The 13860-nt window shown below is 68.2% G+C and carries 10 protein-coding genes; 7 read left to right on the forward strand and 3 right to left on the reverse strand.

The window, feature by feature from the left end; translation table 11 throughout:
* Nucleotides 1–93: 93 nt before the first annotated feature.
* A complete protein-coding gene (gene relA, locus BMZ02_RS06435) occupies nucleotides 94–2322 on the reverse strand; it encodes a GTP diphosphokinase (protein WP_091641070.1) in 2229 nt (742 codons plus the stop codon).
* 164 nt (nucleotides 2323–2486) lie between these two features.
* On the opposite strand from relA, the gene lexA reads away from it, so the two are divergent.
* From lexA to BMZ02_RS06470, 7 genes are all read left to right on the forward strand, one after another.
* A complete protein-coding gene (lexA, locus tag BMZ02_RS06440; RefSeq protein ID WP_091641073.1) occupies nucleotides 2487–3107 on the forward strand; it encodes a transcriptional repressor LexA in 621 nt (206 codons plus the stop codon).
* Nucleotides 3108–3176: 69 nt separating this feature from the next.
* A complete protein-coding gene (imuA, locus tag BMZ02_RS06445; protein WP_139209156.1) occupies nucleotides 3177–3977 on the forward strand; it encodes a translesion DNA synthesis-associated protein ImuA in 801 nt (266 codons plus the stop codon).
* Between the two features lie 63 nt (nucleotides 3978–4040).
* Nucleotides 4041–5462: a Y-family DNA polymerase gene (locus BMZ02_RS06450; RefSeq protein ID WP_091641075.1), complete on the forward strand. Its 1422-nt coding sequence runs from the start codon at nucleotides 4041–4043 to the stop codon at nucleotides 5460–5462.
* A 94-nt stretch (nucleotides 5463–5556) separates the two neighbouring features.
* On the forward strand, nucleotides 5557–6303 hold the full coding sequence (locus tag BMZ02_RS06455) for a glutamine ABC transporter substrate-binding protein (protein WP_091641078.1): 747 nt from the start codon (nucleotides 5557–5559) through the stop codon (nucleotides 6301–6303).
* A gap of 72 nt (nucleotides 6304–6375) precedes the next feature.
* The gene (locus BMZ02_RS06460) at nucleotides 6376–7032 is read left to right on the forward strand and encodes an ABC transporter permease subunit (RefSeq protein ID WP_091641081.1); all 657 of its coding nucleotides are present in this window, start codon (nucleotides 6376–6378) and stop codon (nucleotides 7030–7032) included.
* Nucleotides 7029–7760: an amino acid ABC transporter ATP-binding protein gene (locus tag BMZ02_RS06465; RefSeq protein WP_091641083.1), complete on the forward strand. Its 732-nt coding sequence runs from the start codon at nucleotides 7029–7031 to the stop codon at nucleotides 7758–7760. Before BMZ02_RS06460 ends, BMZ02_RS06465 begins: the two co-directional genes overlap by 4 nt.
* Before the next feature lie 333 nt (nucleotides 7761–8093).
* The gene (locus BMZ02_RS06470; protein ID WP_091641086.1) at nucleotides 8094–11159 is read left to right on the forward strand and encodes an error-prone DNA polymerase; all 3066 of its coding nucleotides are present in this window, start codon (nucleotides 8094–8096) and stop codon (nucleotides 11157–11159) included.
* Here BMZ02_RS06470 and BMZ02_RS06475 read toward each other — a convergent pair.
* Together BMZ02_RS06475 and cysS are read right to left on the reverse strand one after the other, a co-directional pair.
* Nucleotides 11156–12370 (reverse strand): cation:proton antiporter, encoded by a 1215-nt coding sequence (locus tag BMZ02_RS06475; protein WP_091641088.1) that lies wholly within the window; start codon nucleotides 12368–12370, stop codon nucleotides 11156–11158. The two genes, BMZ02_RS06470 and BMZ02_RS06475, sit on opposite strands and share 4 nt — an antisense overlap.
* 74 nt (nucleotides 12371–12444) lie before the next feature.
* A complete protein-coding gene (gene cysS, locus BMZ02_RS06480; protein WP_091641091.1) occupies nucleotides 12445–13842 on the reverse strand; it encodes a cysteine--tRNA ligase in 1398 nt (465 codons plus the stop codon).
* Nucleotides 13843–13860 lie beyond the last annotated feature (18 nt).

The raw sequence follows: 13860 nt of genomic DNA on the forward strand, positions 1-13860 counted from the left end.
CGGCCCCCGCGAAGTGGCGCATATTTTACTGCAATCAGGCATGAAGTGTCCATGCGCGGGAACAACTTACGTCCGGCCCGCCCCCGAGGCCGGTCAGGTCTTGCGCCGCACGTCGCGGACGTTGCGCAGGGTGGCAATGCGGTCCATGAGACGACTCATCTGGGTAACGTCCCCGATCTCCACCGTCAGCGTCATGCGCGCCTGGTGGTCCTGACTGCCGGTAGCCGTATTCACGCCGGTGACGTTGACCTTCTCGTTGGTGAGAATGGCGGTGATGTCACGCAGCAGCCCCTGCCGGTCGTAGGCATCCACCTGGATGTCCACCGGATACTTCTGCTCCGAGTGACGGCTCCAGCTCACGTCGATGATCCGCTCCGGCGCCGTTTCCATCAGACGGCGGACGTTCTTGCAGTCACGCCGGTGGATGGTGACGCCCTCGCCCCGGGTGATGAAACCCACCACGGGATCGCCCGGCGCCGGCTTGCAGCACCCGGCCTGCCGTGTCAGCAGATTGCCGACGCCGTAAATGGAGACTTCATCGGTGTGCTCGCCACCAGCGGGGGCGGGCCCCTGGGGCAGCCCGTCGGCCGGATCACGCCGCGGCAGGACGTGGTCTCCCACCAGCCCTGCCAGATAGCCGCTGCTGATATCGCCGCGGCCGATGGCGGCGAGGAAGTCGTCCATGCCGGTGTAGCGGCTCTTGTCGGCCAGCTTCTCCAGGTTCATGTCCTGCACACCCAGGCGGTGGAGCTCACGATCCAGGATCTGGCGGCCGGCGGCCACGTTCTTGTCGTGATCCTGCTGACGGAACCAGGCGCGCACCCGCGAGCGCGCACGGCTGGTGCGCAGATAGCCGCGGGAGGCATTCAGCCAGTCACGACTGGGCGTGCCGCGGCGGGAGGTGAGTATCTCCACCTGATCGCCGTTGCGCAGCTCATAGGTCAGCGGCACCATGCGCCCGTTGACCTTGCCGCCCCGGCACCGGTGCCCCACGTCGCTGTGGATGTAATAGGCGAAATCCAGGGGCGTGGCCCCCTTGGGCAGGTCCAGCACGTCGCCCTTGGGGCTGATGACGTAGACGCGGTCCTCGAAGATCTCGGCCTTGAAACGGTCGATGAAGTCGTCGCCGGCGCCGTCCTCGCGCCCCCACTCCAGCAGCTGCCGCAGCCACGCCAGCTTCTGCTCGAAGCGGGCGTCCCGGCTCTGACCGCCTTCCTTGTAGCGCCAGTGGGCAGCCACGCCCAGCTCCGCCTGCTCGTGCATCTCCCAGGTCCGGATCTGCACTTCCAGGGTCTTGCCCTCGGGCCCGACCACGGCCGTGTGCAGCGACTGGTAGTCGTTCTCCTTGGGCGTGGTGATGTAGTCGTCGAACTCCTTGGGGATATGGCGCCAGAGGCTGTGCACCACGCCAAGGGTGGCGTAACAGGAGGCCACGTCCCGCACCATGACCCGCATCGCGCGGATATCGAACAGCTCGTGGAAACCGAGCCCCTTGCGCTGCATCTTCTTCCAGATGCTGTAGATGTGCTTGGGCCGGCCATAGACGTCAGCCTCGATGCCGGCCCGCTCGAGTGCGGCATTGAGCTGGTCGGTCACTTCACGGATATAGCGTTCGCGATCCTGGCGCTTCTCCCGCAGCAGGCGCGCAACGCGCTTGTAGGTCTCCGGCTCCAGGTAGCGGAAGCAGAGGTCCTCCATCTCCCACTTGACCTGCCAGATCCCCAGGCGGTGGGCGAGCGGCGCGTAGATATCCCGCGTCTCACGCGCCACGCGCTGCTGCACCGCATCCGGGTGCCCGCGCAGGGTGCGCAGATCGTGCAGGCGCTCCGCCAGCTTGATGAAGACGACACGGATGTCCTGCGCCATGGCCAGCAGCATCCGGCGCAGCGCATCGGTCCGGCTGGTGGTGTCGTCATCGTCCGCCGCTTCGTCGCGGGCGTCGTCATGCAGCTCGCTGATGACATCCATGCGGCCCACGCCGTCCACCAGGGCCGCCACGTCGTCGCCGACCCGGGCACAACAGGCGGACCACTGCTTGCCACTGCAGACCGCGGGCCCGTCGTGAAGCAGACCGGCGGCGATGCTCTGGGAGTCCAGCTTCAGGCCCGCCAGAATGCTCGCCACCGCCAGGGAATGCTCCAGGTACGACTCGCCGGAGTGGCGCACCTCGCCATTGTAGGTCTCCACGGCCACATCCCACGCCGTGCGCAGGAGCTCGCGCTCCTCCTCCCCCGCCTCGGGCAGCACGCGGTCAAGCCATGCATCCGGAGATGGTGTGCCATGGGCAAACAGGTCGCTGATGTCGTCGGTTACGCTAACCATCGCTCTACCACCACAAGTGCGGGCGATGCCCCGCCTTTTCCAGAACGGCGCGCATTGTACGCCATCCTGGCACTGAATGACCGGCGAATTCCGCCACCACCGTCCCGTTGTTGCAACCAGCACTTTTACTGTATAAATTAACAGTAACAGAGAGGGAGGCGCACATGCTCAAGCTCACGGCCCGGCAGGAAGAGATCCTGCAGTTCATCCGCCAGTTCATCGCGGACTCCGGCTTCCCCCCGACGCGGGCGGACATCACCCGGGCGCTGGGATTCCGCTCCCCCAACGCAGCGGAAAGCCACCTGCGCGCCCTGGAGAAAAAAGGCGCCATCAGCCTGCGGGCCGGCTCTTCCCGCGGCATCCGCCTGCTGGATGAAAACGGCGAGGAGGCGGATCCCGGCCTGCCCGTGATCGGCCAGGTGGCCGCCGGCAGCCCGGTACTCGCCCAGGAACACGTGCGCGAACACTGCCGGGTCGACCCGGCCATGTTCCGCCCGCGGGCGGACTACCTCCTTGCCGTTCAGGGCATGAGCATGCGCGACGCCGGCATTCTGGAAGACGACCTGCTGGCCGTCCACCGCACCACCGAAGCCCGCAACGGCCAGATTGTCGTTGCCCGGCTGCACGACGAAGTCACGGTCAAGCGCTTCCAGCGCGATGGCCACCACGTTCAGCTGTTACCGGAAAACCCGGACTACAGCCCGATCAATGTCGATCTGCGGACGGATCCGCTCATCATCGAAGGACTCGGGGTCGGCCTCATTCGCAACGGCGAAGCGCTCTGACGGGCACCGACCGGTACACCGGTCACGGCAGCCGCACACGCATCCGCCCAACGGCATACGAGGGTCGACATGGATAACGCACTCGACAACCTTCTGCGCGAGCCCCGCATCTGGCGCGCCGGCAACAACCAGACCAGCCAGACCGGCCTCCCCAGCGGCTTTGCCGAGCTGGACGCCGTCCTCCCGGAAGGCGGCTGGCCCACCGGCGCCCTTACAGAGGTACTGCACGGCGATCCGGGCATCGGGGAGCTGCGGCTGGTCATGCCGGCCCTGGCGCGCCTGAGCCGGGCGGGCCGCTGGATCGCCCTGGTCGCGCCACCGCACATCCCTTACGCACCGGCGCTGGCCGCCCAGGGCGTAGACCTCTCGCGCATCCTGCTGGTTCACCCGCGAGCCGGTGGCGACACCCTGTGGGCCCTGGAGCAGGCCATGCGCTCCGGCAGCTGCGCCGCGGTCCTGGCATGGCCGCGGCAGGCGGAGTACCAGCAGCTTCGGCGGCTACAGCTCGCCGCCGAAGCCGGTCGCTGCTGGGGCCTCCTGTTCCGCCCGGAGCGGGCGGCCAGTGAACGCTCTCCGGCCGCGCTGCGCCTGGTCATACAGGGACAAAGCCAGGAGGACACCCGGGTGGACCTGCTCAAGGTCCGCGGCGCCCAGCCCCGCTCCGGGCTCATGCTGGATCTCAACAATCCGCGCACGCGCGCCCTGCCCACGCACCCGACCAGGTCAGCCATGGCCGAGGCCGCTGCCGGCGGCAGCACCCAGCGCGCCCCGGTCTTCCGGCACGCACCGCGACCAACCCAGGATCGCCCACAGCTGGACCTCCCCCTGGGCCAGCCCCGTCCCCGGCGCCCGCAGCTGGTTCACCCCTGAACCGGCTGCGGCTCCGGCCGGTGACGCCGGGGCCGCACCACCGCGTTTGACGGAGGCCGCCGCATGCTGTGGTTTGCGCTTCAGCTGCCGCTGTTTCCCATGGAATCGCTGGGCTACGGCACCACCTCCGCGGCCGTCGGCGTTGTCGAGCAGCAGCAGATCGTGCTGCTCAACCGGGCTGCCAGCGAGGCCGGTGTTCGCCCGCACATGACCCCCGGGGAAGCGCGGGCGATGAGCGATGCCATTGTTCTGCTGCCCAGGCAGAGAGAGACAGAAGCCCGCAACCTCCGCCATCTCGCGGACTGGGCCTATCAGTTCAGCGGCCAGGTCAGCCCGCGCACTCCGGATGGTCTGTTACTGGAAATCGGCGCCAGTCTGCGCCTGTTCGGCGGCCTCTCCCCGCTCTGCCGGAGAATCACCGAAGAGCTGGAAACCCTCGGCCATGCATACCGTTACGGTATTGCGCCCACCCCCACGGCCGCCTGGATGCTGGCATCCGGCGGGGGGCGGCACCCGGTCACCGAACACGCCGACCTGGCGGATCAACTCGCACCCCTTCCCTGCGCCGTCCTTGAACTCTCCCCGGCACAGCAACAGGCATTGCATGGCCTCGGCCTGCACACCCTCGGAGACTGTCTGCGGTTACCTCGCCGGGATCTCGCCCGCCGCTTCGGCCGTGAGCTGCTGCTGCAGCTGGAACACGCCCTGGGCGAACGCCCGGAGCCGCGCCGGGCGCATCAGCCGCCGCGGCGCTTCCACCGTCAACTGGATCTGCCCGCGGAAGCGCACGACACCCGCTCCATCGCCTTCGCCCTGCAGCGGATGCTGCGCGAACTCACCGGCCTGCTGCGCGGGCTCGACGGCGGCACCCAGTCACTGCAACTGGAACTGCTGCATGCACGCGTGACCGCAACGCAACTGCACATCGGTCTGCTGCAGCCCAGCCGTGACCCCGACCACCTGCTGGATGTCTGCCAGCACCGACTGGATCGCGAAGCCCTGGCCGCTCCGGTCATCGGCCTGCGCCTGCGGGTCGACCGCATCCAGCCTCTTGCCCCGGAGACCCAGGCGCTCCTGCCCGACCCCGCCCGTGACCATGCACAACAGCACCAACACCTGTGGGAACGCCTCGGGGCACGCCTCGGTGACGAGGCCGTACAGGGCCTGGGTCTTGTGGCCGATCACCGCCCGGAACGGGCCTGGCAGACGCAGCCCTCCGACACCACCGGGGAACACCCCGCGGGCGAGCGCCCGCTCTGGCTGCTCCCGCAACCCACCCCGCTACGCCAGCAGCAGGGGCAACCCTGCTGGCACGGCCCGCTCACCCTGGAACACGGGCCGGAGCGCATCGAAACCGGCTGGTGGGATGGCGGCGATGTCTGCCGCGATTACTACCACGCCCGCGCTTCCCAGGGCAGCCGGCTGTGGGTCTATCAGGACCGGCGGAGCGGAAACCACTGGTTTCTGCACGGTTTTTTCGGCTGATTCCGGCATCGGCGGAATGTGCCAGTTTGACACGCTCACCCCCCCGCCCTACGGTCAGTAGGGAGTAAGGATCCCCACAGAAGGAGCTCCCGCCATGCGAAAGACAGCCCTGACTCTGTGTACCGGTATCGCCCTGCTCGTATTCGCGGCCACCGCCCAGGCCGAGCGCCTCACCATCGCCATTCCGTCCGGTTTCGTCCCGTTCATGTTCGAGGAAGACGACGAATGGACCGGGTTCGAGATCGAGCTCTGGGAGGCCATCGCCGAGGAGAACGACTGGGAGTACGAATACGACACCATGAACTTCTCCGGCATCATCACCGCCCTGCAGACCGGGCGCGTGGACGGAGCCATCGCCGCCATCACCATTACGTCCGAGCGCGAGGAGACCATGGATTTCTCCCACGCCTACTACGATAGCGGCCTGATGCTCATGGTGCGCGCGGATGAGGACAGCATCGACGGTATCGATGACCTGGACGGCAAGACCCTGGCCGTGACCACCGGCACCACCAGCGACGACTACGCTGAAGCCAATCTGCCGGATACCGAGATCACCCGTTTCTCCCGCGCCGAACAGGCCTATCTGGAACTGCGCTCCGGCCGTGTGGACGCGGCCCTGCACGATACGCCCAACGTGCTCTACTACATCGACACCGCCGGCGACGGCGAGGTCAAGGCCGCGGGCGAGAACCTGGAGGCCCAGTCCTACGCCATGGCCTTCCCCCGGGACAGCGAACTGCGCAACGCTTTCAACATCACGCTGCTCGCCATGATGGAGGACGGGCGCTACGCCGAACTCTACGAACGCTGGTTCGGCGAGGAACCCAGCCCCCGCTGACGCACCCACGCCCGTCGCCGGCACGCCGGCGGCGGGTTACCCCGCACGCTCTTTTCCAGGGAGGACCGCTCCATGGAGTTTCGCTGGGACGTGGTCTGGACAGCCATGCCGCAAATGATCCAGGGCGCACAGCTCACCGCCCAGATCACCCTCCTCGGCATTGGCGGCGGACTCATCATCGGCACGCTCTGCGGCCTGGTCATGGCGTTCCGCATCCCCGTGATCCACTGGCTGGTGTTCGCCTATATCTCCGTGATCCGCGGCACACCCATCGTGGTCCAGGCGATGTTCATCTACTTCGCCCTGCCCATGACCCTGGACATCACCCTGTCCGGTTTCGCCGCGGCATCGCTGTGCCTGGCCATGAACGCCGGCGCCTACATCACCGAAATCGTCCGCGGAGCGGTCATCTCCATCGACAAGGGGCTCACGGACGCCGGCCTGGCCCTGGGCATGTCGTATCCGCAGGTGCTGATGACCGTGGTGGGCCCGCTCGCTTTCCGGCGGACCATCCCGCCGCTGGGTAACCAGTTCATCATCAGCCTCAAGGACTCGGCGCTGTTCCTCGTCATCGGCGTCGCCGAGCTGGCCCAGCGCGGCGAGCAGCTCACGGCCCAGACCGGGCGGGCGCTGGAGATCTGGACGGCGGTGGCGGTGTTCTACCTGATCATGACCTTCACCCTCGCCATGATCATGCGCATGATCGAACGGAGGATGACCATCCTGTGAGCCTCATTACCTGTCAGAAGCTGAGCAAGCATTTCGGTGACACGCCGGTCCTGCAGGATATCGATCTGACCGTGGAGGCCGGCGAGGTGGTGGTCATCGTCGGCCCGTCCGGCTCCGGCAAATCCACCCTCCTGCGATGCATCAACGTGCTGGAGCCCCTGACCGGGGGCACGCTGGAGATCGACGGCAAACGCCTCGGCGAGCGGGGCACCAGCGCCCGCGCCATCCGCCGGGAGACCGGGATGGTGTTCCAGCAGTTCAACCTGTTTCCGCACATGACCGCCCGGGAAAACGTCATGCTCGGGCCGCGCAAGGTGCGCGGCCAGTCCCGCACCGAGGCCCGCGCCACCGCGGACCGGCTGCTGGAACGGGTCGGCCTGCTGCAGTGGGCGGACCAGCTCCCCGGCCAGCTGTCCGGCGGCCAGCAGCAGCGCGTGGCCATCGCCCGCGCCCTGGCGGTGAACCCGAAGGTGATGCTGTTCGACGAGCCCACCTCGGCCCTGGACCCGGAGCTGCGGGGGGAGGTGCTGCAGGCCATGCAGGACCTGGCCGCCGAGGGCATGACCATGCTCATCGTCACCCACGAAATGCGCTTCGCCGAAGCCGCAGCGAACCGCCTGATCTTCATGGACCAGGGCCGGGTGGTCCACGACGGCCGCCCCGGCCCCATGTTCGCCGACCCGCCCTCGGAGCGCTTCCGGGAGTTCCTGGGACACGTCAAATCCTGACCATGCCACCGCCCCGTAGGAGCGGCGCAAGCCGCGACCGGGACAGAGCGTTGTACCAGCCCCGACCGGGTGGCTTCGATCCGGGGGCGCCGCTCGGGTTATCCGGTCACGGACACGCTGTGAATACATCCCTGTACGCTTGCACTGGCCATCCATGGCCAGTGACAGTCCGTGACCGGATCACCCGACCAGCGCCTGTGCTTATCGGCAAGCCGGGAATGGCCAGCGTGACAGGCAAAACGCTCTGTCCCGGTCGCGGCTTGCGCCGCTCCTACGGGGGATTCAGGGGGGTCGCGGGTTTTCCTGGTGACTGTATATTTGTACAGTTACAGGATGGCTTATACGGAACTCCACTGCATTACCAATTTCACCTTCCTGCGCGGCGCCTCCCACCCGGAGGAGCTGGTGGCGCGGGCGGCAGAGCTCGGCTATGACGGCCTGGCCATTACCGACGAATGCTCCGTCGCCGGCGCCGTCCGGGCCCACGGCGCCGCGCGCGGGCACGGGCTGCAGCTCATCATCGGCAGCGAGATCCGTCTGGCCGACGGCCCCGTCGTGGTTTTGATCGCACCGCACAGACAGGCCTACTCGCAGCTCTCCGCACTGATCAGCCTCGGCCGCACCAGCGCCCCCAAGGGCAGCTACCGGCTCCACCGCAGCGACCTGGAGCAGAGCGTCCCCGACTGCCTCGCACTACTGATCCCCGAAACACCCGCGACCCCGGAGCACGCCGCCTGGTTCGGCGCCCATTTTCGCGGCCGGGGCTGGATCGCCGTGCACCTGCACAACGGCCCCGACGACGCCGCCCGACTGGCCGAACTGAACCACCTGGCCACCTGCTCCGGTCTGCCCCTAGTGGCCGCCGGCGGGGTCCACATGCACCGCCGCGGCCGTCGCGCCCTGCAGGACACGCTCACCGCCATCCGCCACAACCGCCCGGTCCAGGAGCTGGGCTACGCACTCATGTCCAACGGTGAGCGCCACCTGCGTCCACTCCGGCGCCTGCAACGGCTCTACCCCGACGCCCTGCTGGCCGAGACGCACCACATCGCCGCACAGTGCACCTTCAGCCTGGACGAACTGCGCTACGAATACCCCGAGGAGCTGGTCCCTCCCGGAAGCACACCCGCTGCCCACCTGCGCGCACTGGTCACCGACGGCGCACGACGCCGCTGGCCGGGCGGCACCCCCGCTCACGTCGACGCTTTGCTGGAGCGGGAACTGGCCCTGATCGCGGAGCTTCGCTACGAGGCCTATTTTCTCACCGTGCACGACGTGGTGGCCTTCGCCCGCAGCCGCGGCATTCTCTGCCAGGGCCGCGGCTCCGCGGCCAACTCGGCCGTGTGCTTCGCGCTGGGCGTCACCGAAGTGGACCCGGCCGACAGCCAGCTGCTGTTCGAGCGGTTCATCTCCCGGGACCGGGGCGAGCCACCGGACATCGACGTGGACTTCGAGCACGAGCGCCGCGAGGAGGTGATCCAGTACATCTACCGCAAGTACGGGCGCCACCGCGCCGCCCTGGCGGCCACGGTGATCAGCTACCGCCCCCGCAGCGCCCTGCGCGATGTGGGCCGCGCCCTAGGGCTGGAGCCGGACCAGACCGAGCGGCTGGCCGGCGCCGTGCAGTGGTGGGACGGCAGCGACATCGCTCCCGACCGCATCCGCGAAGCCGGGTTCGACCCGGACAACCCGGTCATCCACCGGGTACTCACCCTGACCCGGGAATTGCTGGGGTTCCCGCGTCACCTGTCCCAGCACGTGGGCGGGTTCGTCATCTCCCGGGGGCCGCTGGCGGAGCTGGTTCCCACGGAAAACGCCGCCATGGAGGGGCGTTCGGTCATCCAGTGGGACAAGGACGACCTGGAATCCCTGGGCCTGCTCAAGGTGGACGTGCTGGCCCTGGGCATGCTGTCCGCCATCCGGCGGGCGTTCCACCTGCTCGAACACCACTACGGCATCACCAGGACCATGGCCGACATTCCCCGCAACGACGACCCGTACTTCGCCATGCTCCAGCGGGGCGATTCCATGGGCGTCTTCCAGGTGGAGTCCCGGGCGCAGATGGCCATGCTGCCGCGCCTGAAACCGGAATGCTTCTACGACCTGGTCATCGAAGTCGCCATCGTGCGCCCCGGCCCCATCCAGGGCGACATGGTCCACCCCTACCTCCAGCGCCGGGACGCACCGGAGCAGGCGAACTACCCCAGCCCGGAGGTGGAGGACGTCCTGAAGCGCACCCTGGGCGTGCCCATCTTCCAGGAGCAGGTGATGAAGCTCGCCGAAGTGGCCGCCGGCTTCACGCCGGACGAGGCCGACCAGCTGCGCCGCTCCATGGCCGCGTGGCGCAAACGCGGCGGTCTGGGGCACTTCGAACAGCGCCTCCACGACGGCATGCGTGCCAACGGCTACAGCGATGCCTTTGCCGCCCGCATCTTCCGACAGATCCAGGGGTTCGGCGAGTACGGCTTCCCGGAATCCCACGCCGCCAGCTTCGCGCTGCTGGTATGCGTCTCCGCCTGGCTGAAATGCCATTACCCGGCGGTGTTCACCTGCGCGCTGCTGAACAGCCAGCCCATGGGCTTCTACGCACCGGCCCAGCTGGTGCGCGATGCCCGCGAGCACGGCGTGGCCGTTCGTCCGGTGGATGTCACCACCAGCCAGTGGGACTGCACCCTGGAGCCCACTGCCGGCGACCAAGCCCTGCGGCTGGGTCTGCGCATGGTCAAAGGCCTCTCCAGGGACGGCGCCGACCGCCTGATCGCCGCCCGGGACACGGCTGCGCTGCGTACCGTGGAGGACCTGGCCCACCGGGCCGAGCTGGGACAGCGGGATCTCTCGGCCCTGGCGAACGCCGGCGCGCTGGAGCCCCTCTCCGGCCATCGCCGCAACGCCTGGTGGCAGGTGCTGGGGGTGGACCGTGAGCATCCGCTGGTGGCCCGGGCCGGCCACGGCGACGACACCCCGCCCCTGGAGCGCCCGAGCACCGGCGAAGACCTGATCGCGGACTACGGCAGCACCGGGCTGACCCTCGGCCCCCACCCGGTGGCACTGCTGCGGGAGCAACTGCAACGGCGGCGTTTCCGCAGCGCCGCCGATCTGAACACCCTGGACAACGCCCCGGTTGCCCGGGCCGCCGGCATTGTCACCAACCGCCAGCGCCCCGGCTCGGCGGGTGGCGTCACCTTCGTCACCCTGGAAGACGAGACCGGCACCATCAACGTGGTGGTCTGGCGCCGGCTGGCGGAAGCCCAGCGCCGGGTGCTACTGGGCGCACGCCTGCTGGGCGTGGTGGGCCAGTGGGAGCGCAGAAACGGCGTCTGCCATCTCATAGCCGGGCGGCTGGAGGACCACTCCGCGCTGCTGGGCGGGCTGCAGACCAGATCGCGGGACTTTCACTAGCCCTGCCGCGCCTCGCCGGACTTCATCAATGCCCATTTTGCGAGGGGCGGCGTGAGCAGCATGTTGAGAATGGTTGAGACCAGCAGCCCGTTGAACAGCAGCGTCCCCAGCGGCTCGCTCAGGGTCTCCCGGGCGAGAAAGGCGAGCCCCAGCGTCAACCCCGCCTTGGGCAGCAGCAGCAACCCCAGGTAGTCGCGCAGCGCCGTCGGGGCACCCGCCATGACGGCACCCAGGCGGGCACCGCCATACTTGCCGAGGCAGCGGGCAACGGTGATCATCACCGCCAGCAACCACGCCGTCTCCAGCGCCAGCACGTCGAAATAGACGCCGGAGATCACGAAGAACAGCACGAATACCAACCCTTCAACCGGGTGCAGCGCCTGGGCAAGACGCTCACCACCACGCAGGTTCGCGGCCACGAACCCCATGACCAGTGCCGCCAGGATCATCGACAGGCCCAGTGTCCGCGCCAGTACCATGCACAGGGCGATGCCACCCAGGGTGAGCACCAGTACCACCGGGCGCCGGTCGGGGAGCAGTCGCACCGCGCCGTTGACCAGCACACCGGCACCGATGCCCAGCACCACGGAACCCGCCAGCGTTGCCGCGGGCAACGCCACGCCTTCCAGCCACGAGAACGTGCCTGTCTCGATGAACGCGCGGGTGACTTCCAGGGACAGGCCGAACGCAATCACGGCAGCCGCATCGCTCAAAGCGACGACGGTCAGCGCTGCGGTGGTCATGACGCCCTTTGCATTCACTTCCCTTACCAGGGCGATGGTAACGGCCGGGGCCGTGGGCCAGGCGATGGCGCCGATCAGGAATGCAACGGGGAGATAGAAGCTCAGGTAACCACCGCCCTCGACACCGGGGAAGAGCCACGGCCCCAGGGGCACCAGCAGCGCGACGGTGAGCAGCCACGCCCCCAGGCCCTGCATGAGCGTGATCCACAGGATGCTTCGGCCCAGGCCACGCAGGGTGTCCACACGAATGCTGGTTCCGATGGCGTAACCGATCACCCCCAGAGCGGCCAGCGCGATGACGCTCAGGTCGTCCACGAAGGACCAGTCCAGCAGCGGCAGCACCGACGGACTGAGCAGGATGCCCACGGCGATGTAGCCCGTGATGCGCGGCAGGCGGAGGCGCGTGGCGACCACGCCACCAATGCCGCCGAGCGCCATCATGAGCCCGATGGTCAGCAGGAATTCCATCGAAAGGGGTATCCCCCTGGTGCCCCGAACCCCCTGATCCTATCACCGGCGACCGCTGAAGGCCCGCGCCCCCTTCAGCCGCCCCGGCGCCAGGTGCTGCCGGCGGCACTGTCCTCGATGACGATGCCGCGGGCCTGGAGATCGTCGCGGATGCGGTCGGCGGTGGCGAAGTCCTTCGCCTTGCGCGCGGCCTGGCGCTGGGCCAGCAGATCGTCGATATCGGCACCGGTCAGGCCGGGGACCACCACTTCGTCATCGCCGCCCTGGAGGTAGGCGTCCGGCTCGGTCTGCAGCAGCCCGAGCACGCCGCCGAGATCCCGGAGCAGCCCGGCAAGACGGGCCGCCTCGGCCGCGTCGGCGTCGCGGGCGCGATTGACCTCGCGGGCCAGCTCGAAGAGCACGGCCAACGCCTCGGGGGTGTTGAAGTCGTCATCCATGGCGGCGTGGAAACGCTCACGGAAGGGCTGGCCGGCATCGCCGGGGGCAGTCGGCTCGACACCGCGCAGGGCCAGATACAGCCGCTCGGCAGCCCCCCGGGCATTCTCCAGGGCCTCTGCCGTGTAGTTCAGGGGGCTGCGGTAGTGGCTGGAGAGCAGGAAGTGCCGCACCTCCTCGGGCCGGTACTGCGCCAGGATGTCCCGGACGGTGAAGAAGTTGCCCAGGGACTTGGCCATCTTCTCGTCGTCCACGCGCACGTGGCCGTTGTGCATCCAGTAGTTCACGAACGGGTGATCGTGGGCACCCTCGCTCTGGGCGATCTCGTTCTCGTGGTGGGGGAACTGCAGGTCCAGGCCGCCGCCGTGGATGTCGAAATGCTCGCCCAGATAGCGCGCGGACATGGCCGAGCACTCGATGTGCCAGCCGGGCCGGCCATCGCCCCAGGGGGAGGGCCAGCTGGGCTCGCCCGGTTTGGCGCGTTTCCACAGCACGAAATCGCCCGGATGGCGCTTGTCCGCTTCCACGTCCACACGGGCCCCGGCGCGCAGGTCCTCCAGCCGCTTGCCCGAGAGCTTGCCGTAATCCGGAAACCCCGCCACGTTGTAGTAGACGTCGCCGTTGTCACCCTGGTAGGCCAGCTCCTTGTCCATGAGACGCTGGATCAGGGCCTGCATGGCGTCCACCGACTGGGTCGCCCGGGGCTCATGGTCCGGCGGCAGCACACCCAGGGCACGCTCGTCCTCGTGCATCGCCTCGATGAAGCGCTCGGTGAGCTGGTCCGGGGCAATGCCGGTCTCGCTGGCGCGGTTGATGATCTTGTCGTCGATGTCGGTGATGTTGCGCACGTAGGTCAGCCGGTAACCAAGATGGCGGAGATAGCGCGCCACCACGTCGAACACCACCAGCGCCCGCGCATGGCCCAGGTGGCAGTAGTCGTAGACGGTCATGCCACAGACGTACATGCGGACCTCGCCTTCCCGGATCGGGTGGAAGGTCTCCTTGGACCGCGTGAGGCTGTTGTAGATCTCGAGCATGTATCCGTCTCCGTCGTG

The sequence above is a fragment of the Aquisalimonas asiatica genome, from assembly GCF_900110585.1.
Taxonomy (GTDB): domain Bacteria; phylum Pseudomonadota; class Gammaproteobacteria; order Nitrococcales; family Aquisalimonadaceae; genus Aquisalimonas; species Aquisalimonas asiatica.

Coding starts and splice junctions, on each gene's coding strand:
- BMZ02_RS06450 (WP_091641075.1), top strand. CDS start 4,041: ATGCTGTGGTTTGCGCTTCAGCTGCCGCTGTTTCCCATGGAATCGCTG.
- lexA (WP_091641073.1), top strand. CDS start 2,487: ATGCTCAAGCTCACGGCCCGGCAGGAAGAGATCCTGCAGTTCATCCGC.
- imuA (WP_139209156.1), top strand. CDS start 3,177: ATGGATAACGCACTCGACAACCTTCTGCGCGAGCCCCGCATCTGGCGC.
- cysS (WP_091641091.1), bottom strand. CDS start 13,842: ATGCTCGAGATCTACAACAGCCTCACGCGGTCCAAGGAGACCTTCCAC.
- relA (WP_091641070.1), bottom strand. CDS start 2,322: ATGGTTAGCGTAACCGACGACATCAGCGACCTGTTTGCCCATGGCACA.
- BMZ02_RS06460 (WP_091641081.1), top strand. CDS start 6,376: ATGGAGTTTCGCTGGGACGTGGTCTGGACAGCCATGCCGCAAATGATC.
- BMZ02_RS06470 (WP_091641086.1), top strand. CDS start 8,094: ATGGCTTATACGGAACTCCACTGCATTACCAATTTCACCTTCCTGCGC.
- BMZ02_RS06455 (WP_091641078.1), top strand. CDS start 5,557: ATGCGAAAGACAGCCCTGACTCTGTGTACCGGTATCGCCCTGCTCGTA.
- BMZ02_RS06475 (WP_091641088.1), bottom strand. CDS start 12,370: ATGGAATTCCTGCTGACCATCGGGCTCATGATGGCGCTCGGCGGCATT.